This is a genomic window from Streptomyces sp. NPDC103540 (assembly GCF_055584445.1).
On sequence record NZ_JBVJMA010000003.1, the window covers coordinates 588646 to 607416 of the forward strand.

The following is an 18771-nucleotide window of genomic DNA, read 5'->3' on the forward strand; positions in this document are numbered from 1 at the left end:
CCCCCACGGGTCGGGCACGGCACCCGGTGGGGGAGAATGGGCGTGCGCTCGTACAGAACCACAGGGAGACCCCGTGCCCGGATTCGTCGAAAAGCCCGAGCCGGTCCAGGTGCCCGGCCTCGTCCACCTCCACACCGGCAAGGTCCGCGACCTCTACCGCGACGAGGACGGCCGGCTCGTCATGGTCGCCAGCGACCGCATCTCCGCCGCCGACTGGGTGCTGCCCACCGAGATCCCGGACAAGGGCCGCATCCTCACCCAGCTCTCCCTGTGGTGGTTCGACCAGCTCGCGGACCTGGTCCCCCACCACGTCCTGTCCACGGAGCTGCCCGCCGGTGCCCCCGCCGACTGGGCCGGGCGCACGCTCGTGTGCAAGGCCCTCGACATGGTCCCGGTCGAGTGCGTCGCGCGCGGCTACCTGACCGGCTCCGGCCTCGCCGAGTACCGCAAGACCCGTACGGTCTGCGGCCTCGCCCTGCCGGAGGGGCTGGTCGACGGCTCCGAACTGCCCGCGCCGATCTTCACCCCGGCCGCGAAGGCGGAGGTCGGGGACCACGACGAGAACGTCTCCTACGAGGAGGTCGCGCGCACCACCGGCGCCGAGACGGCGGCGCTCCTGCGCCAGACCACCCTCGCCGTGTACTCCCGGGCCCGTGACATCGCCCGTGAGCGCGGCATCATCCTGGCGGACACCAAGTTCGAGTTCGGCTTCGACGCCGACGGCGCCCTGGTCGCCGCCGACGAGGTCCTCACCCCGGACTCCTCCCGCTTCTGGCCGGCCGACCTGTGGGAGCCGGGCCACGCGCAGCCCTCCTTCGACAAGCAGTACGTCCGCGACTGGCTGGCCTCCCCGGCCTCCGGCTGGGACTCGAAGGGCGAACTCCCGCCGCCCCCGCTGCCGCGGGACGTCGTCGAGCGGACCCGCGCCAAGTACGTGGAGGCCTACGAGCGCCTCACCGGCCAGACCTGGAGCTGAACCGCCCCACCGCCGGCCGGGACCACCTCCCGGCCGGCGGCGACGCCCCGCGAGGGGAACCGGTCGCGGAAACGAAGAAGCCCCCCGGTCCAGGACCGGGGGGCTTCTCTCGCTGAGCGGACAACGCGACTCGAACGCGCGACATCCACCTTGGCAAGGTGGTGCTCTACCAACTGAGCTATGTCCGCAGGTGCGCCGTAGCGCGAGAACCACTATACCCAACCTCGGGACCGTGCGAGACGCACTGCCGTGTGCCGGTTCTCGGCGCCCAGCTTCGTCGCCGCCGAGGACAGGTAGTTGCGCACCGTCCCCTGCGAGAGCGAGGCCCGTTCCGCGATCTCCGCGATGGGCGCCCCGTCCGCCGCGAGCTCCAGCACCTCGGCCTCCCGCGCGGTGAGCGGGGAGTCCCCGGCGCTGATGGCGTCGGCCGCCAACTCCGGGTCCACGTACCGCCCTCCGGCGTGCACGGTCCGGATCAGCTCGGCGAGCCGCTGCGCCGAGACCGTCTTCGGCGCGAAGGCCCGTACGCCGGCCGCGAGGGCCCGCTTCAGGTGGCCGGGGCGACCGTGACTGGTCACGATCATGGCCTTGCAGTCCGGGAGTTCGGCCCGCAGCGATGTGGCGACGCTCACACCGTCCGCCCCCGGCATCTGGAGGTCCAGCACCGCCACGTCGGGCCGGTGGGCCCGTGCCATGGCCAGGGCCTCGGGACCCGAGGCCGCCTCGGCGACGACGACCAGGTCGTCCTCCAGCGCCAGCAGCGCGGCCAGCGCGCCCCGGATCAGGTGTTCGTCGTCCGCCAGCAGTACTCGTACGGGGTTCACGCCCCCACCTCCATCGTGCGCACGCGCCGTCCCGTCACTTCGGCCCGCAGCCGGAACCGGCCGCCCTCGGCCGGCCCCGCCGTCAGGGTTCCCTCCACCGCCGCGAGGCGTTCCCGCAGCCCCGCGAGCCCGGACCCGGGGGATCCGGCCGGGGTGTCGGGCACCCCGTCGTTCTCGACCAGCAGGGTCACGCAGCCCCTGGGCTCGCCGGCCGTCACCCGGATCAGGCAGCTCCGGGCGTCCCCGTGCCGCAGTACGTTCGTGGTGGCCTCGCGCACCACCCAGCCGAGCGCCGACTGCACCTCGGACGGCAGCGTCCGCACCGCGTCCGTACGGAACTCCACCCGGCAGTCCATCCCGGCGGCGCTCAGCACACCGCGCGCGCCCTCCAACTCCACCGCGAGGTCGGCCTCCCGGTAGCCGCGGACCACGTCGCGCACCTCCCGCTGGGACTCCCGGGCGATCCGCTGCACCTCGATCATCTGGTCCACCGCCTCCGGGCGTTCGCGTCGGGCCAGTTGCACCGCCAGCTCGCTCTTGAGGGCGATCACCGCGAGGTTGCGGCCCATGACGTCGTGCAGGTCCCGCCCGAAGCGCAGCCGTTCCTCGGCGACGGCCAGCCGGGCCTGGAGCTCCCGGGCGTGGTCGAGTTCGTAGACCGTCCTCAGCAGCCACCCGGAGAATCCGCAGGTGAAGGCGAGGAAGGCGGTCGTGATCAGGATGGAGACGAAGTAGCCGATGATCTCGGTCACGGGCAGGCCCAGCACGGCCGCGGTCCCCGCGACGCCGATCGCCGCGGCCACGGGCACGTACCGCATGTGGCGCACGCGTTCCAGCGCCAGGACGAGGGCCCCGCAGCCGAAGGAGACCACCCCGGTCACCAGGGCGGGCGCCGCGGACTCGTCGAGCCGGTCGAGGCGGCGCAGCACCAGGAAGGTCACGGCGGTGACGACGGTGACGAGGGTGACGACCACCGCGAGCCGCCCGGGCCGCGCACGGCGGCCGGAGACCCAGCCCAGTGCCTTCGAGGAGAGGACCCCGAAGAGCAGGCCGTGCACGAGGACCATCAGGAAGACGGCGCTCGCCACGGGCGGCGAGGTGTCGTTCTCCGGGGGCACGAAGGCCATCAGCCCGAAGGAGCCGATCTCTATGAGCACGAAGAAGTGGAAGGACCAGCGCGTGTACAGCTCGACCTTCCCCGCGCTGCTGCGGTTCTTCCACCACCCGGTCAGCTTCGACACGGTTCCACGTCCCCCCGGTTGTTCCTCTTGCCCAAGCCCCGACGCGTCGAACGCGGCGGCCTAGCGGCGCGGTTCCCAGCGGAACCACTTCCGGACAGCAAACACGGTGACCATGATCCAGGCCAGTGTGGTGAGGGCGGCGACCGTGAGGTCCGCGCCGGCCGCGTCCCCGGACCAGCCGGCCCGTACGAAGGCCATCACACCGCTGAGCGGCAGCAGTTCGCAGGCCGAGGCGAGGGCGTCGGGCATCTTGTCGACCGGTACGAACATCCCCGAGCCCATGGCCGTGAGCAGGAACAGCGGCAGCGTGGTGAGCCCCGCGCTCTCCACGTTGCGGGTGAAGGCGCTGGTCACGGCGGCCAGTCCGGCGAGCATCGGCACGGCGGCGACCACGGCCAAGGCCACCACGAGCGGGTTGGCGGGCATCGGGGCGCCCAGTACGGCCGCGCCGCCCACCGAGAGGACGAGGATCTGCGCGGCGGCGATGAACGCGGCCGGCAGCGCGGTTCCGGTGAGGATCTCCAGGTCGCGGGCCTCGCCGGTGCGCAGCCGCTTGAGGACCAGCTCCTCGCGGCGGGCGACGTAGGCGGAGACCAGGTTCATGTAGACGACGAGGATCAGGATCATGCCGATCCCGCCGGTCAGGGTGGCCTCGGCGAGCGCGGCGGCGCTGTCCCCGGGGACGGAGGAGCGCAGGACGACCACCATCGCCGCGGGCATCATCAGGGCGACGCCGAGGGTGGCGCGGTTGCGGACGAGGAGCGTCAGCTCGCTGCGGCCGAGGGCGGCCAGCCGGCCGGGGTTGAGGGTCGGTGCGTTCATCGGGTCCCCACCGTGGTGTCGTCGTGGGCGCGACGGCCCTGGGCGATGTCGAGGAAGGCCTCTTCGAGGGAGGCGGAGCGGGCGTCGAGACCGGACAGTTCCACGCCGGCGTCGTGGGCCCAGCGCAGCAGGCGTCCGAGGTCGTCCTGGAGGCGTTCGGTACGGATCTCCACGCGCGGGCCGTCGGCGGCGGCGCGCAGCTCCAGCGGGAGCCGGCTCGCGGGCACCGCGGCGGGCAGGACGAAGCGGATCCGGGCCGGGTGGGTGGCGGTGACCTCGGAGGGGGTGCCCGTCAGGACGATCTCCCCCTCGTGCAGGATCGCCAGCCGGTCCGCGAGGGCCTCGGCCTCCTCCAGGTAGTGCGTGGTCAGCAGGACGGTGGTGCCCCGCTCCCGCAGTTCCCGTACGAGGTCCCAGGTGTCGCGCCGGCCCTCGGGGTCCATGCCGGTGGTGGGCTCGTCCAGGAACAGCACCTCGGGCCGTCCGAGCAGGGCCAGGGCCAGGTCCAGGCGCCGCCGTTCGCCGCCGGACAGCTGCTTGACGCGTACGCCGGCCCGCGCGGTCAGCCCGACGAGCTCCAGCGCCTCGGCCGCCGGGCGGGCGCCGGTGGTGAGCCCGCCCCACATGCGGACGGTTTCGGCGACCGACAGGTCCGAGGGGAACCCGCCCTCCTGGAGCATGACCCCGGTGCGCGGCCGGACGCTGTCGCGTCGGGCGTGGGGGTCGAGGCCGAAGACGCGGACCCGCCCGCCGGTCGGCGCGGCCAGGCCCTCCAGCAGCTCGACCGTCGAGGTCTTGCCGGCGCCGTTGGTGCCGAGCAGGGCGAAGACCTCGCCGCGGCGCACGGAGAAGGAGACGCCGCGGACGGCTTCGAAGCCGCCGCTGTAGGCGCGGCGCAGCCCTTCGGCCCGGATCACGGTGTCGGTCGCGACGTCGGTCGCGGTGTCGGTCGTGGTCGACGTCTCGGTCCCGGCGTCGGCGCCGGTCGTGGCGGGGGTCTCGGTGTCGGTCATGGCACAAGCCTCGCGTCGGCCGGAGGGCCGGAGCAGTGCGCGCTGTCATGACCCCCCATGACATTTGTCATCGCGTGTGACGCGGACCACAAAAGCCGCGCGTCGCGAAAAGGGAGGAAGGAAGGGGAGGAAGGGGAGGAACGGGAGGAACGGGGGAAAGAAGAAGGCCCCGATCGGATTCCGATCGGGGCCTTCGTTCTCTGAGCGGACGACGCGACTCGAACGCGCGACATCCACCTTGGCAAGGTGGTGCTCTACCAACTGAGCTACGTCCGCATGCTGCTCGGACACGAATGTCCTCGCGATGCGAGCATCACTCTACCTGATCCACAACCGTGATCGGTAAAGCGTGCAGAGCGGGTGACAGGGATTGCACACTGCGCCTCCCCCCTGGAAGGGGGGTGTTCTGCTACTGAACTACACCCGCACGACTCGGGGGCTTCGGCCTTTCGGCTTGGCCCCTCGGCGTGATCCACACACTAGCCGATCCCTGGGGGTGGATGGCAAATCCGTCCCCGGTCCGTCCCCGGTCCACCCTCGGTCCGCCCCCGGCTTGCCCCCGGGTCGCCCTCAGTGGGCTTCGTCGTAGGCCTCGTAGACCCGCTTCGGGATGCGGCCGCGCGGGGGCACGTCCTGCTGGTTCGCCCGCGCCCAGGCCCGGACCACCGCCGGGTCGGGGGCCACCGCGGTGTGCTTGAAGGCCTTGCCCGAACGGGACTGCCGGCGCCCGGCGGCCACGAAGGGCGCGAGGCCCTTCCGCAGTTTCTTTGCGTTGGCCGCATTGAGGTCGATCTCGTACGACTTACCGTCGAGGGCGAACGTGACCGTTTCCGCCGCTTCTCCGCCATCGATGTCGTCGGAGATCGTGACTACTACGCGCTGCGCCACGGATATCGGTCCCTTCGTGCGCCGTCGCCGCCCGCTGACGTGCGGTGATGTCGCCTGTGTGGATGTTTCGGGGGAATCCGTCAAACCGTCGGAATCCCGGCTGATTCCTTTGTACCGCGATTCTCATTGAATTGCGAAGCCCAGTTAATTATCCCCGCGTGTCCCGCCGCAATCCCGGGCGCGCGGTTTTCCGGCGGATTTTGCGAAGCGTTGGTGAAGCCGAAACCGCCGCTCTCGCGAGGCCATCCGATATCTACCCGCGTAGAAATTTTGGCCGGGTACGCTGAGGGAACCGCCTTCGCACCAACCACCTCATCGGGAGTGCCAGTGGCACGCGTCGTAGTCGACGTCATGCTCAAGCCGGAGATCCTCGACCCCCAGGGCCAGGCGGTGCAGCGTGCACTGCCGCGCCTGGGCTTCGAAGGGATCGCCGACGTCCGCCAGGGGAAGCGTTTCGAACTGGAGGTGGAGGGACCGGTCGACCAGGCCGCCCTCGACCGCATCCACAAGATGGCCGAAACGTTCCTCGCCAACACCGTCATCGAAGACTTCACCGTGAAGGTCGAGGCCTGACGGTGACCACACGCATCGGAGTCGTCACGTTCCCCGGAACGCTCGACGACCGTGACTCGCTGCGCGCCGTCCGCCTCGCGGGGGCCGAGCCGGTCTCGCTCTGGCACCGCGACAAGGACCTGCACCAGGTCGACGCGGTCGTCCTCGCGGGCGGCTTCTCCTACGGGGACTACCTGCGCGCCGGGGCCATCTCCCGCTTCTCGCCGGTGATGGAGACCATCATCGAGCAGGCCAGGGCCGGCATGCCCGTCCTCGGCATCTGCAACGGCTTCCAGGTCCTCACCGAGGCCCACCTGCTGCCGGGGGCGATGCTCCGCAACAACCACCTCCACTTCATCTGCCGCGACCAGAAGCTGCGGGTGGAGAACGCGGAGACCGCGTGGACCGGCGACTACACCGCCGGCCAGGAGATCTCCGTACCGCTCAAGAACATGGACGGCCGCTACGTCGCCGACGAGCGCACGCTCGACGAACTGGAGGCCGAGGGCCGCGTGGCCTTCCGGTACCTCGACGTCAACCCGAACGGTTCGCTGCGCGACATCGCCGGCATCACCAACGCCGCGGGCAACGTCGTCGGCCTCATGCCGCACCCCGAGCACGCGGTCGAGCCGCTGATCGGGACGGGCCGCACCGACGGCCTCCCGTTCTTCACGTCGGTCCTGAAGAAGCTGGTCTCCGCATGAGCCTCGACACGGTCAAGAACGCCACCGAAACCCCGGACGCCTCCCAGCCCTGGAAGGAACTCGGCCTCAAGGAGGACGAGTACGCCCGGATCCGCGAGATCCTCGGCCGCCGCCCGACCGGCGCCGAGCTCGCCATGTACTCGGTCATGTGGTCCGAGCACTGCTCCTACAAGAGCAGCAAGGTCCACCTGCGCCAGTTCGGCGAGAAGGTCCCGCAGAACGACGCCATGCTCGTCGGGATCGGCGAGAACGCCGGCGTCGTCGACGTCGGCCAGGGCTACGCGGTCACCTTCAAGGTGGAGTCGCACAACCACCCCAGCTACATCGAGCCCTACCAGGGCGCGGCCACCGGCATCGGCGGCATCGTCCGCGACATCCTCGCGATGGGCGCCCGCCCGGTCGCCGTCGTCGACCCGCTGCGCTTCGGCGCCGCCGACCACCCCGACACCAAGCGCGTCCTGCCGGGCGTCGTCGCGGGCATCGGCGGCTACGGCAACTGCCTGGGCCTGGCCAACATCGGCGGCGAGGTCGTCTTCGACGAGTGCTACCAGGGCAACCCCCTGGTCAACGCCGGCTGCATCGGCGTCATGAAGCACGAGGACATCCACCTCGCCAAGGCCTCCGGCCCCGGCAACAAGGTCATCCTCTACGGCGCCCGCACCGGCGGCGACGGCATCGGCGGCGTCTCGGTCCTCGCGTCCGAGACCTTCGACGCCGCGTCCGACGGTGCCGATGGCACGGGCAAGCCCAAGAAGCGCCCCGCCGTCCAGGTCGGCGACCCCTTCCAGGAGAAGCTCCTCATCGAGTGCACCCTGGAGATCTTCAAGGAGAAGCTGGTCGCGGGCATCCAGGACCTCGGCGGCGCCGGGCTCTCCTGCGCCACCTCCGAGCTGGCCTCCGCCGGCTCCGGCGGCATGCGCGTCGAGCTCGACACCGTGCCGCTGCGCGACGCGACGCTCTCGCCCGAGGAGATCCTCATGAGCGAGTCGCAGGAGCGCATGTGCGCGATCGTCGAGCCGCAGTACGTCGAGCGGTTCATGGAGATCTGCGAGAAGTGGGACGTCATCGCCACCGTCATCGGTGAGGTGACCGACGGCGAGCGCCTGGAGATCTTCTGGCACGGCGAGCAGATCGTGGACGTGCCCCCGGGCACCGTGGCCCACGAGGGCCCGGTCTACGAGCGCCCCTACGCCCGCCCCTCCTGGCAGGACGCCCTCCAGGCCGACGACGCCGGCGCGCTGGCCCGCCCGCGGACCGCCGAGGAACTGCGCGCGCAGGTCCTGGCCCTGGTCTCCTCCCCGAACCAGGCCTCCAAGTCCTGGGTCACCGACCAGTACGACCGCTTCGTGCAGGGCAACACCGTGCTGTCGCAGCCCGAGGACGCGGGCATGGTCCGCATCGACGAGGAGTCCAACCTCGGCGTGGCCATGGCCACCGACGGCAACGGCCGCTACGCCAAGCTCGACCCGTACGCGGGCGCCCAGCTGGCCCTGGCGGAGTCCTACCGCAACGTCGCCGCGACCGGCGCGAAGCCCCTGGCGATCTCCAACTGCCTGAACTTCGGCTCCCCCGAGGACCCGGACGTCATGTGGCAGTTCGCCGAGGCCACCCGCGGTCTGGCGGACGGCTGCCTGGAGCTGGGCACCCCGGTCACCGGCGGCAACGTCTCGCTGTACAACCAGACCGGCGACGTGGCGATCCACCCGACCCCGGTCGTGGCCGTGCTCGGCGTGATCGACGACGTCAACCGCCGCACGCCGATGGCGTTCGCGGAGGCCGGCCAGCTGCTGTACCTGCTCGGCGACACCGCCGAGGAGTTCGGCGGCTCCGCCTGGTCGCAGGTCGTCCACAACCACCTCGGCGGCCTGCCGCCCAAGGTGGACCTGGGCCGCGAGAAGCTCCTCGGCGAGATCCTGATCTCCGCCTCGCGCGACGGCATGATCGACGCCGCGCACGACCTGTCCGACGGCGGCCTGATCCAGGCGCTCACCGAGTCCTGCCTCAAGGGCGGCAACGGTGCGCGGGTCGTGGTCCCCGAGGGCCTGGACGCCTTCACCTTCCTGTTCTCCGAGTCCGCGGGCCGCGCCGTCGTGGCCGTCCCGCGCAGCGAGGAGCTCCGCTTCACCGACATGTGCGGCGCCCGCGGCCTGCCCGTGGCCCGCATCGGTGTGGTGGACGGCGAGGAGATCGAGGTCCAGGGCGAGTTCACCATCCCGCTGGCCGAGCTCCGCGAGGCCCACGAGGCGACGATCCCGGCCCTGCTGGTCTGATCGCCGACCGTACGGGGAGGCCGCACGGGGAGGCCGTACGCCTTCCCGTACGCCCTCCTCGTACGCCCTTTCCGTACGCGCCCGAACCCCCGGCCCGAAGCCTTCCGGCCGGGGGTTCGGCCGTACCGCCGCGGGTGGCCCGAGCGCGAGTAGGGTCGGGGCATGCCGCCTGCCAAGAAGAAGCCGCGCAGCTACGACCCGGCGAAGATCCGCGCGGCCGTCACCGCGCAGTTCGGGCACGTCGCCGTCGCGGTGCGCGACCTGACCCCCGAACAGCTCGCGCGGCCCTCGGGCCTCGGGGAGTGGAGCGTCGCCGAACTCGCCGCGCACCTCGCGTGGATCGCCGATTCCCTGGCCCGCGGCCTGGCCAAGCCCCCCGCCGCCGTGCCCGAGCTGGCCGCCGTCGAGTGGCCCTTCGCCACCGCCTCCCTCGCCGGGAGGATCAGCGAGGCGGCCCGCGAGACCCTGACGGGCGCCCCGCTGCCCGAGCTCTACGAGCAGGCCTCGACCGCCCTGGCCGAGGGGTTGGCGACGAACCCGGGCAGCCGGGTGCTGGACCTGTGGATCGGCGACATGACCCTCGCCGACTTCCTGGTCACCCGGACAGTCGAACTGATCGTCCACACCGACGACCTGAACCGGGCCGTGCCCGGACTGGACGTCCCGCTCGACCGGCAGGCCCTGGCCGCCTGCACCCGGCTCCTCGCCGACGCCCTCGCCGTGAAGGCACCCGGTGGTTCGGTCGAGGTCCGCGTCCCGCCCTTCGCGGTGGTCCAGTGCGTGGAGGGCCCCCGCCACACCCGCGGCACCCCGCCGAACGTGGTGGAGACCGATCCGCTGACCTGGATCCGCCTCGCCACGGGCCGGACCGACTGGGCGACCGCCCTCGACGGGGCCCTCGTACGGGCGAGCGGCGAACGGGCCGATCTGTCCGCACTGCTGCCGCTGATGGGCTGACGACGACCCGGGCGCGGGGAACCGTCCGGCCGTCCGCCCCGTCCCAGGGGCATGCGTACCCTCAGGCACCTGTCGACCGGATGGGCTTCGGCCCTCGTCCTCGCCCTCGCCCTCACCGGCTGCGCCCGGTCCGAGGACGGCGGGAGCGCACCCCTCCCCGACCCCCAGGGCCACTGGGCCGTCGAGTCCCTGACCACCGGGGACCGCACCCTGCACGCGCCGCCCGCCGCCCGCGTCGACATCGGGGCGACCGAGGCCAAGGGCAACTACGGCTGCAACGGCTTCACGGCCGAGGTGGCCTTCACGGACACCTCCGCCGTGACGGTCACGCCCGGCGCGAGCACCACCATGGCCTGCGAGAACACGGACTTCGAGACCGCGTTCGCCCGGCTGTTCAAGGGCCGGCTCACCATCGACCGCGGCCCCGACCGGCTCACCCTGAAGACCGCCGACGGGAGCACGATCGCCCTGACCGCGCGCCCCCGGGACCCCGACGCCCCGCTCACCGCCACCCAGTGGGTCGTCGACTCCCTGGTCAGCGGCGGGACGGCCGCCTCCGTACCCGCCGAGGCGGCGGCGAAGGCCCGCTTCGCCCTCGCCGCCGACGGCGGGGCGAGCGGCAACCTCGGCTGCAACCGGTTCACCGCTCCGGTCACCCTCTCCGACCCCGCGGCCCCCGCCGGCTCCACCGTCACCTTCGGGCCGGTCACCTCGACCCGGATGGCCTGCGAGGGGCCGACGGGCGAGGTCGAACGCGCGCTGACGAAGCTGTTCGCCGCCGGCCCGCTCACCGTGCGGATCCAGGGCGGGACCCTCGCGCTCACCGCCCAGGACGGTACGGGCCTCACGGCGAAGGCGACCTCGGCGGTCGAGTAGCGGCGCCCCCCAGCGGCGACCCGCCCCGGCCGCGGCCCCGTCAGCCCGGGTAGGGCAGCAGGCCGCGGTCGGTCCTCTCCCAGGACGCCCGCAGCTCGGCCAGCCGGGTCGGGTCCACCGCCGCCTTGTCGGCCTGCTCCCGCTGGTCCTTCGCCAGGTTGAACAGCTGGTCACGGCCCGACTTGCCGCGGTAGTACTTCCAGTCGCCCCGGCGCAGCGCCCGCTCCCCGCGCACCCGCCAGAAGAGGTCCCGCTCGGCGGGCCTCTCGCCCCGCAGCAGGTACCCGGCCAGGCTCGTGCCGTCCAGCGGGTACGCGCGGTGCGGGCGGGTACCGGCCAGCTCCAGCAGCGTCGCCGTCCAGTCGGGGCTGAACACCGGCACCCGGCTGACCTGGCCGCCGTCGACCCGCGCCGGCCAGCGCAGGATGTTCGGGACGCGGATGCCGCCCTCCTGGAGGGAGGCCTTGTTGCCCGACAGCGGCCAGTTGTACGAGAACCGCTCGCCGCCGTTGTCGCTGGAGAACACCACGATCGTGTCGTCCTCCTGGCCGGAGCGCTTCAGGGCCTTCAGGACCTCGCCGACCGACCGGTCCAGGTCCTCGACCATCTGCTTGTACTTCTCCACCGAGCCGCCGTCCTGGTGCCACAGCGCCCGTCCGTCGCCCGCCTTGATCCGCCGGACGATCTCGGCGCTCTCCGCGGTGTCGCCCTCGGCGATCCACGGCCAGTGCGGGGTGGTGAAGTTGAGGTTCAGCAACCACGGCTTGCCGCGGTGGTCCCGGGAGACGTACTCGCTCGCCCGCTCCGTGATGATCCGCGTGTAGTAGCGCAGGTCCTTGTACTCGGCGTCCCCCTCGTAGAGGTCGTACTCGCCGCCGAGGCCCAACTTGGAGTAGTACTCCAGGGCCCCGCCGAAGTTCCCGAAGAACTCCTCCCAACCCGACCTGGTCGGGCTGTAGTCGGGCAGGTATCCCGCGTGCCACTTGCCGATGAGCGCGGTGGAGTACCCGGCGTCCTTCAGCAGCGAGGCCAGCGTCGGGTGGGTCGGCTCCAGACCCACCGACTTGTCGGCTATCGGCTCCGCGAGACCGCCCTTGGTGCGGGCCGGGTAGCGCCCGGTGTAGAGGCTGAAGCGGGTCGGGGAGCAGGTCGCGGAGCCCGAGTAGGCGTCGGTGAAGCGGACCCCCTGGCGGGCCAGCCGGTCCAGGTTCGGGGTCTTGATGTGCGGGGACCCGTACGAGGAGAGGTCGGCCCAGCCGAGGTCGTCGCCGAGGATGAACAGGATGTTCGGACGGCGCGACGAGCGCCCCCGCGAGGCCCGGAACTCGCGCTCCTCGGGGGCCGCCGGGGAGGTGTTCTCCCGGGCGTCGGCGGCATGGGCCGGGGCCGCTCCCAGGCCCGCCGCGGCGACGGCCGCGGTGGCTCCCACGGCACCCCCGAAGGCACGACGGGACAGCTTGCTCTCGTGTGAAGACACAGGTACTCCAAGGCGCGGCTCGCCGCCCGCCCCGGGCGGGGCGCACGGAGGCGCGCGGCACGGCGGAGCGGGGCACGGCGGAGCGGAAATGTGAAAAGGGGAAGAAGAGTTGCGCTTAAGCGGGGCAGCGACGACAGATGGCGCTCGCGACACGGACCAGGTCCACGTGTCGGCGCTCGACGAGGGTGACGGCTCGGTCACCGAGGGGCTGCATGAGCCGGAAGCCTGTACGAACCCACAGGCCCCTGTCAACCGGTGCATTCCGGATGCCGAGACGGCCTTTCCGGTAACCCTCCGCACGGGTAGCCGGACTGTCCGCACTGTGACTTTTCCCGGCCGTCCCCAATTCGGACCAGTGGTCGATCTCGCCTACACTCGGTGGCGTGCCTCGTGGTGATGGACGACTCAACCACGACCTGCTCCCCGGCGAGAAGGGCCCCCAGGACGCTTGCGGCGTCTTCGGTGTCTGGGCTCCGGGTGAAGAGGTCGCCAAGCTCACCTACTTCGGACTGTATGCGCTACAGCACCGTGGACAAGAGTCCGCGGGCATCGCTGTGAGCAACGGTTCCCAGATCCTCGTCTTCAAGGACATGGGCCTCGTTTCCCAGGTCTTCGACGAAACCTCTCTCGGCTCGCTCCAAGGTCATATCGCGGTCGGTCACGCCCGCTACTCGACCACCGGAGCCTCCGTCTGGGAGAACGCTCAGCCCACCTTCCGGGCGACCGCCCACGGCTCGATCGCCCTGGGTCACAACGGCAACCTGGTGAACACCGCCGAGCTCGCCGAGATGGTCGCCGACCTGCCCCGTCAGGACGGCCGCGCCACCCAGGTGGCGGCCACCAACGACACCGACCTGGTCACCGCCCTCCTGGCCGGCCAGACGGACGACGACGGGAAGCCCCTGACCATCGAGGAGTCGGCCGCCAAGGTCCTCCCGCAGGTCAAGGGCGCCTTCTCCCTGGTCTTCATGGACGAGGGAACCCTGTACACCGCCCGTGACCCGCAGGGCATCCGCCCGCTGGTCCTCGGCCGCCTGGAGCGCGGCTGGGTGGTCGCGAGCGAGACCGCCGCCCTCGACATCTGCGGCGCCAGCTTCGTCCGCGAGGTCGAACCGGGCGAGCTCATCGCGATCGACGAGAACGGCCTGCGCACCTCGCGATTCGCGGAAGCGAAGCCGAAGGGCTGCGTCTTCGAGTACGTGTACCTGGCCCGCCCGGACACGGACATCGCCGGACGCAACGTCTACCTCTCGCGCGTCGAGATGGGCCGGCGCCTCGCCAAGGAGGCCCCGGTCGACGCCGACCTGGTGATAGCGACGCCGGAATCGGGTACGCCCGCCGCCGTCGGCTACGCCGAGGCCAGCGGCATCCCGTACGGCTCCGGCCTGGTCAAGAACGCCTACGTCGGCCGGACCTTCATCCAGCCCTCGCAGACGATCCGCCAGCTCGGCATCCGTCTCAAGCTCAACCCCCTCAAGGAAGTCATCCGGGGCAAGCGCCTGGTGGTCGTCGACGACTCGATCGTCCGCGGCAACACCCAGCGCGCGCTCGTCAAGATGCTCCGCGAGGCCGGTGCGGCCGAGGTCCACATCCGGATCTCCTCCCCGCCGGTGAAGTGGCCGTGCTTCTTCGGCATCGACTTCGCCACCCGGGCCGAGCTGATCGCCAACGGCATGACGGTCGACGAGATCGCCACGTCGCTGGGGGCGGACTCGCTCTCGTACATCTCGCTCGACGCGATGATCGAGGCGACCACCATCCAGAAGCCGAACCTCTGCCGTGCCTGCTTCGACGGCGAGTACCCGATGGAACTGCCCGACCCGCAGCTCCTCGGCAAGCAGCTCCTGGAGACCGAGCTCGCGGGCGGTACCGACGCCGCCGACGCGCTCCGCCGCCCCTGATCGCCGCTCCACCTGCGCCGGGCCCCGTCTTCGAAGCTTTTCCCGGGGCCCTGCATCACCCGCAGTAACGACACGAAAGCTCTCCCTGTCATGACAGAGAAGACCACCGGTGCCAGCTACGCAGCCGCAGGCGTGGACATCGAAGCGGGCGACCGCGCCGTCGAGCTGATGAAGGAGTGGGTGAAGAAGACGCGGCGTCCCGAGGTCCTCGGCGGCCTCGGCGGTTTCGCCGGCCTCTTCGACGCCTCCGCCCTCAAGCGCTACGAGCGCCCCCTGCTGGCCTCGGCCACCGACGGGGTCGGCACCAAGGTGGACATCGCCCGCCAGATGGGCGTGTACGACACGATCGGCCACGACCTCGTCGCGATGGTCATGGACGACATCGTCGTCTGCGGGGCCGAGCCGCTCTTCATGACGGACTACATCTGCGTCGGCAAGGTCCACCCGGAGCGCGTCGCCGCCATCGTCAAGGGCATCGCCGAGGGCTGCGTCCTCGCCGGCTGCGCCCTGGTGGGCGGCGAGACGGCCGAACACCCGGGCCTGCTGGGCCCGGACGACTTCGACGTCGCGGGCGCGGGCACGGGCGTCGTCGAGTACGACGCCCTGCTGGGCGCCGATCGCATCCGTACGGGTGACGCCGTCATCGCGATGGCTTCCTCGGGCCTTCACTCGAACGGGTACTCGCTCGTCCGGCACGTCCTCTTCGACCGGGCCGGGATGTCCCTCGACAGCCACGTCGAGGAGCTCGGCCGGACCCTCGGCGAGGAGCTGCTGGAGCCCACCAAGATCTACTCCCTGGACTGCCTCGCCCTCACCCGGACGACCGAGGTCCACGCGTACTCGCACATCACCGGCGGTGGCCTGGCGGCGAACCTGGCCCGGGTCATCCCGGACCACCTGCACGCCACGGTCGACCGTTCCACGTGGACTCCCGGAGCCGTCTTCGACCTGGTCGGCAAGGCCGGCTCGGTGGAGCGCCTGGAGCTGGAGAAGACCCTGAACATGGGTGTCGGCATGATGGCCGTCGTCCCGCAGGACTCGGTGGACGTGGCCCTGACCGCCCTGGCCGACCGGGGCGTCGACGCCTGGGTCGCCGGCGAGATCCTCGACCGGGGCGACCACGCCGAGGGCGCGACCCTGACCGGTTCCTACGCGGTCTGAGCAGCACTGAAACCCGGTCCGGGGCGAGGCCCCGGACCGGGTTTCGGCGTTATGTCAGCTGTGAAGAGTGTCAGCTGTGCGGACGGCGTGCAGAGACTGCGCGTCAAGCCCCGCGGCGGTGCGCCGACGGACCGGACTCTTCGTCCTCGTCGTCGTCGTCATCGTTGTAGAGATCCGCGTACTTGGCGTACGGGTCGTCGTCGTCGTCCAGATCGTCATCGACTTCGACCGGCGCGCTGATAGGCAGCGGCTCCGTCGGCGATGCGCCCAGCTCATTGGCCAGACGCGAGAGGTCAGTCCCGCCGCTGTTGTACTTCAGCTGGCGGGCGACCTTTGTCTGCTTGGCCTTGGCCCGGCCGCGCCCCATGGCTCGACCCCCTCGGTGACGGGGCTCGACGGCCCCAGAGTCTGACACGCGTTCATGGTTCGGAGCGGGCTCTCCGTGGAGAGACCGTCCGTAGGGGTTTAACGGTACCTGCTTCCGTGGCCATACGGTACGCCGCCCGCATGACGCGCCTCGTCACAGAACCAGCGGGACACCCCGTACTCGCTGGTCAGCTGCGATTTTAACGCTTTCCTGGCCCGCGACCCGCCGAAGCGCAGTGAGTTCCGTCTCGCCGCACCCCGGCGGGTCCCCGGAGGCTAGGCCTTGCGCGCCGCGGCGCGGGCGGCGAGCGCGTCCGCCATCCGCTGCTCGGCGATCCGGTCGGCCGCGGCGGCCGGCGGGATCCCGTCGGCCTTCGCACGTGCGAATATGGCCAGCGTGGTGTCGAAGATCTTCGACGCCTTGACCTTGCAGCGGTCGAAGTCGAAGCCGTGCAGCTCGTCGGCGACCTGGATGACACCGCCCGCGTTCACGACGTAGTCGGGGGCGTAGAGGATCCCGCGGTCGGCGAGGTCCTTCTCCACACCCGGGTGGGCGAGCTGGTTGTTGGCCGCGCCGCAGACCACCTTCGCGGTCAGCACCGGCACCGAGTCGTCGTTCAGGGCGCCGCCGAGCGCGCAGGGGGCGTAGATGTCGAGGCCCTCCACGCGGATCAGGGCCTCGGTGTCGGCGACGGAGCCGATCTTCGCGTCGGGGTTGAGCTCGATGATCTCGCGGACGGACTCCTCGCGGACGTCCGTGATCACGACCTCGGCGCCGTCCTCCAGGAGGTGGCGCACCAGGTGCTTGCCGACCTTGCCGACGCCAGCGACGCCGACCTTGCGGCCGCGCAGCGTCGGGTCGCCCCACAGGTGCTGGGCGCTGGCGCGCATGCCCTGGAACACGCCGAACGCGGTGAGGACCGAGGAGTCGCCGGCGCCGCCGTTCTCGGGCGAGCGGCCGGTGGCCCAGCGGGTCTCGCGGGCGACGACGTCCATGTCCGCCACGTAGGTGCCGACGTCGCAGGCGGTGACGTAGCGGCCGCCGAGGGACTCCACGAACCGGCCGTAGGCCAGCAGCAGTTCCTCGGACTTCAGCACGCCCGGGTCGCCGATGATCACGGCCTTGCCGCCGCCGAGGTCGAGGCCGGCGAGCGCGTTCTTGTACGACATGCCGCGCGCGAGGTTCAGCGCGTCGAGGACGGCCTCCTCGTCGGAGGCGTACGCGTGGAAGCGCGTGCCGCCGAGGGCCGGGCCCAGGGCGGTGGAGTGGATGGCGATGACGGCCTTCAGGCCGGTGGCGCGGTCCTGGCACAGCACGACTTGCTCGTGGCCGCCCTGTTCCGTGCGGAACAGGGTGTGCAGGACGCCGTCGGTCATTTCGGTCACGGTGGTGACTCCCATGGAAGAGATGCGGCGGAATGACGCCCGCCCTGCGGGTGGGGGGAGGGCGCGCTGGAAGCAGGGTAAGACCTGAGGGGCGCGCCGGTGACCCCTGTCCGGGGATCGGAACACTCCCGTGTCACGGGCCCCGATCCGCGGCGTGTCGGGGCCCCGGGGAGGTGAACGGAGGCCCCGGGGTGGGGAGGAGGTGGGGGTGAACGCATCCCCCGAGCGGCGACCGGCTTCGGCGCGGCCCGCGCCGAATGTCCCGTACGCCTCCTACCTGCGCGTCTACGAGCCGCTCGCTGCCTTCGCCGAGCCGGAGCGCACCCACTGGGCGGACTACGCCCGGCGCGGGGCGAGCCCGACGGCCCAGGACGAACTGCGCCGTTCGCTCTCCGACTTGGTCCGGGTCCCCGTGGTGGGGGTCCCGGAGCGGGAGAGCGCCGACGCCTTCACGGCGCGGCTGAACGGGACCCTGGTGGTGTGTCCGTGGCGGACCCGGCTGCGCGGGTGGCTGGCGCTGCGGGAGCTGGTGGCGGAGTTCCCGCGCCCGGTGTTGGACGCGGCGCTGCCGCCGACGGTCCGGCGGCGGGCGCACGAGGAGTACGAGCGGTGGCGGGAGGGCCATCCCGACGCGCGGCCGTGGATCCGCACGGCGGTGTGGCAGGTGCCGTTGCGCTGGTTCGTGCTGGTGGCGGACGACGAGCGGGAGTACCTGCCGGGCGAACGGCTGCGCTACCGCACGCCGATGGTCCAGGCCCGGCGCCGGCTGGCGCGGGGCCTGCGCACGCTGCGGGCGGCGGAGGGGTACGGGGCGATGGCGGAGGGGCTGGTGGAGGTCGGCAGCTGGCTGGAGGAGTTCCATCCGCGCTCGATGGTCGAACTGGACTACGGGGGGCTGCCGCACGCGCTGCCGGCTGACGGTCTCGCGGCGGACCGCTCGGCACGTGACCTGGGGCGCGCGCTGGAGGCCCTGCGCGCGGGCGACGTCGAAAAGGCCGCGGAAATCCATGCCGATCTGGCGCTCCGTTGGCGGGCGGTTCGGGAGAGACTGTTCGCGAACTAGGGCCGTGGTCCGGGACGCGGCCCGGGCGACGGCCCGGACGCGGTCCACACGACACCCGCGGGCACCCGTACGGATGTCCTTGCGGGCGGGGTGGGGACGGATGGAGACGGGTGACGGAGCGGGCACGGAGCGTATCGCCCGTATCGGCCGTATCTTCACAACAGCCATAAAGCGCAGATCAGAGGCCTGATCGCGACATTGGGGTCTTAGTTCCAGGACCTACGTCCCGATACGGGCCATTGGCCCAAGCGTGACGGACCGCACTATCTACACCCTTGCGCCCTTCCCCTACCC

18 protein-coding genes and 3 tRNA genes are annotated in these 18771 nt (G+C 71.6%); 9 read left to right on the forward strand and 12 right to left on the reverse strand.

What is annotated here, in order from left to right; all coding sequences use genetic code 11:
* Nucleotides 1-73 precede the first annotated feature (73 nt).
* A complete protein-coding gene (locus ACZ6ZI_RS10745; RefSeq protein ID WP_469518572.1) occupies nucleotides 74-976 on the forward strand; it encodes a phosphoribosylaminoimidazolesuccinocarboxamide synthase in 903 nt (300 codons plus the stop codon).
* A gap of 115 nt (nucleotides 977-1091) precedes the next feature.
* On the opposite strand, the gene ACZ6ZI_RS10750 is transcribed toward ACZ6ZI_RS10745, so the two are convergent.
* From ACZ6ZI_RS10750 to ACZ6ZI_RS10785, 8 genes are all read right to left on the reverse strand, one after another.
* Nucleotides 1092-1164, reverse strand: a tRNA-Gly gene (locus ACZ6ZI_RS10750).
* A 24-nt stretch (nucleotides 1165-1188) separates the two neighbouring features.
* Entirely contained in the window at nucleotides 1189-1800 is a 612-nt protein-coding gene (locus tag ACZ6ZI_RS10755) for a response regulator transcription factor (RefSeq protein WP_363059476.1), read from the reverse strand.
* Nucleotides 1797-3041: a sensor histidine kinase gene (locus ACZ6ZI_RS10760; protein ID WP_469518575.1), complete on the reverse strand. Its 1245-nt coding sequence runs from the start codon at nucleotides 3039-3041 to the stop codon at nucleotides 1797-1799. Before ACZ6ZI_RS10760 ends, ACZ6ZI_RS10755 begins: the two co-directional genes overlap by 4 nt.
* A gap of 60 nt (nucleotides 3042-3101) precedes the next feature.
* A complete protein-coding gene (locus ACZ6ZI_RS10765) occupies nucleotides 3102-3863 on the reverse strand; it encodes an ABC transporter permease (RefSeq protein ID WP_469518577.1) in 762 nt (253 codons plus the stop codon).
* Nucleotides 3860-4876: an ABC transporter ATP-binding protein gene (locus ACZ6ZI_RS10770; protein ID WP_469518579.1), complete on the reverse strand. Its 1017-nt coding sequence runs from the start codon at nucleotides 4874-4876 to the stop codon at nucleotides 3860-3862. Before ACZ6ZI_RS10770 ends, ACZ6ZI_RS10765 begins: the two co-directional genes overlap by 4 nt.
* A gap of 203 nt (nucleotides 4877-5079) precedes the next feature.
* Nucleotides 5080-5152, reverse strand: a tRNA-Gly gene (locus tag ACZ6ZI_RS10775).
* A 79-nt stretch (nucleotides 5153-5231) separates the two neighbouring features.
* A tRNA-Gly gene (locus tag ACZ6ZI_RS10780) sits at nucleotides 5232-5303 on the reverse strand.
* 143 nt (nucleotides 5304-5446) lie between these two features.
* Nucleotides 5447-5764: a histone-like nucleoid-structuring protein Lsr2 gene (locus ACZ6ZI_RS10785; protein ID WP_363059468.1), complete on the reverse strand. Its 318-nt coding sequence runs from the start codon at nucleotides 5762-5764 to the stop codon at nucleotides 5447-5449.
* A 321-nt stretch (nucleotides 5765-6085) separates the two neighbouring features.
* Here ACZ6ZI_RS10785 and purS point away from each other — a divergent pair, with 321 nt between their 5' ends.
* From purS to ACZ6ZI_RS10810, 5 genes are all read left to right on the forward strand, one after another.
* A complete protein-coding gene (purS, locus tag ACZ6ZI_RS10790) occupies nucleotides 6086-6337 on the forward strand; it encodes a phosphoribosylformylglycinamidine synthase subunit PurS (protein ID WP_008740952.1) in 252 nt (83 codons plus the stop codon).
* A 2-nt stretch (nucleotides 6338-6339) separates the two neighbouring features.
* Nucleotides 6340-7020, forward strand: coding sequence for a phosphoribosylformylglycinamidine synthase subunit PurQ (gene purQ / locus ACZ6ZI_RS10795; RefSeq protein ID WP_363059466.1), 681 nt, complete (start codon nucleotides 6340-6342; stop codon nucleotides 7018-7020).
* A complete protein-coding gene (gene purL, locus ACZ6ZI_RS10800) occupies nucleotides 7017-9290 on the forward strand; it encodes a phosphoribosylformylglycinamidine synthase subunit PurL (protein ID WP_469518582.1) in 2274 nt (757 codons plus the stop codon). Before purQ ends, purL begins: the two co-directional genes overlap by 4 nt.
* Nucleotides 9291-9452: 162 nt before the next feature.
* Nucleotides 9453-10247, forward strand: coding sequence for a maleylpyruvate isomerase family mycothiol-dependent enzyme (locus ACZ6ZI_RS10805; protein ID WP_469518584.1), 795 nt, complete (start codon nucleotides 9453-9455; stop codon nucleotides 10245-10247).
* 51 nt (nucleotides 10248-10298) lie between these two features.
* A complete protein-coding gene (locus tag ACZ6ZI_RS10810) occupies nucleotides 10299-11123 on the forward strand; it encodes an META domain-containing protein (RefSeq protein ID WP_469518586.1) in 825 nt (274 codons plus the stop codon).
* 40 nt (nucleotides 11124-11163) lie between these two features.
* On the opposite strand, the gene ACZ6ZI_RS10815 is transcribed toward ACZ6ZI_RS10810, so the two are convergent.
* A complete protein-coding gene (locus ACZ6ZI_RS10815; protein WP_469518588.1) occupies nucleotides 11164-12600 on the reverse strand; it encodes a sulfatase-like hydrolase/transferase in 1437 nt (478 codons plus the stop codon).
* A 115-nt stretch (nucleotides 12601-12715) separates the two neighbouring features.
* Nucleotides 12716-12814, reverse strand: a complete 99-nt coding sequence (locus ACZ6ZI_RS10820; RefSeq protein WP_363059456.1) for a putative leader peptide — start codon at nucleotides 12812-12814, stop codon at nucleotides 12716-12718.
* A gap of 169 nt (nucleotides 12815-12983) precedes the next feature.
* Here ACZ6ZI_RS10820 and purF point away from each other — a divergent pair, with 169 nt between their 5' ends.
* Together purF and purM are read left to right on the forward strand one after the other, a co-directional pair.
* Entirely contained in the window at nucleotides 12984-14501 is a 1518-nt protein-coding gene (gene purF / locus ACZ6ZI_RS10825) for an amidophosphoribosyltransferase (protein WP_363059454.1), read from the forward strand.
* Between the two features lie 90 nt (nucleotides 14502-14591).
* Entirely contained in the window at nucleotides 14592-15662 is a 1071-nt protein-coding gene (gene purM, locus ACZ6ZI_RS10830; protein ID WP_469518591.1) for a phosphoribosylformylglycinamidine cyclo-ligase, read from the forward strand.
* Between the two features lie 103 nt (nucleotides 15663-15765).
* On the opposite strand, the gene ACZ6ZI_RS10835 is transcribed toward purM, so the two are convergent.
* Both ACZ6ZI_RS10835 and ACZ6ZI_RS10840 read right to left on the reverse strand, forming a co-directional pair.
* On the reverse strand, nucleotides 15766-16029 hold the full coding sequence (locus ACZ6ZI_RS10835; protein WP_363059450.1) for a DUF3073 domain-containing protein: 264 nt from the start codon (nucleotides 16027-16029) through the stop codon (nucleotides 15766-15768).
* Between the two features lie 275 nt (nucleotides 16030-16304).
* Entirely contained in the window at nucleotides 16305-17414 is a 1110-nt protein-coding gene (locus tag ACZ6ZI_RS10840) for a Leu/Phe/Val dehydrogenase (RefSeq protein WP_469518593.1), read from the reverse strand.
* A 208-nt stretch (nucleotides 17415-17622) separates the two neighbouring features.
* Here ACZ6ZI_RS10840 and ACZ6ZI_RS10845 point away from each other — a divergent pair, with 208 nt between their 5' ends.
* Nucleotides 17623-18477, forward strand: coding sequence for a DUF8083 family protein (locus ACZ6ZI_RS10845; protein ID WP_469518595.1), 855 nt, complete (start codon nucleotides 17623-17625; stop codon nucleotides 18475-18477).
* The last annotated feature ends 294 nt before the right edge of the window (nucleotides 18478-18771 follow it).

What these genes read in the sequence shown, in the direction of transcription:
- ACZ6ZI_RS10765 (WP_469518577.1), bottom strand. Translation starts at nt 3,863, where the DNA reads ATGAACGCACCGACCCTCAACCCCGGCCGGCTGGCCGCCCTCGGCCGC.
- ACZ6ZI_RS10770 (WP_469518579.1), bottom strand. Translation starts at nt 4,876, where the DNA reads ATGACCGACACCGAGACCCCCGCCACGACCGGCGCCGACGCCGGGACC.
- purL (WP_469518582.1), top strand. Translation starts at nt 7,017, where the DNA reads ATGAGCCTCGACACGGTCAAGAACGCCACCGAAACCCCGGACGCCTCC.
- ACZ6ZI_RS10805 (WP_469518584.1), top strand. Translation starts at nt 9,453, where the DNA reads ATGCCGCCTGCCAAGAAGAAGCCGCGCAGCTACGACCCGGCGAAGATC.
- ACZ6ZI_RS10810 (WP_469518586.1), top strand. Translation starts at nt 10,299, where the DNA reads ATGCGTACCCTCAGGCACCTGTCGACCGGATGGGCTTCGGCCCTCGTC.
- ACZ6ZI_RS10820 (WP_363059456.1), bottom strand. Translation starts at nt 12,814, where the DNA reads ATGCAGCCCCTCGGTGACCGAGCCGTCACCCTCGTCGAGCGCCGACAC.
- purM (WP_469518591.1), top strand. Translation starts at nt 14,592, where the DNA reads ATGACAGAGAAGACCACCGGTGCCAGCTACGCAGCCGCAGGCGTGGAC.
- ACZ6ZI_RS10835 (WP_363059450.1), bottom strand. Translation starts at nt 16,029, where the DNA reads ATGGGGCGCGGCCGGGCCAAGGCCAAGCAGACAAAGGTCGCCCGCCAG.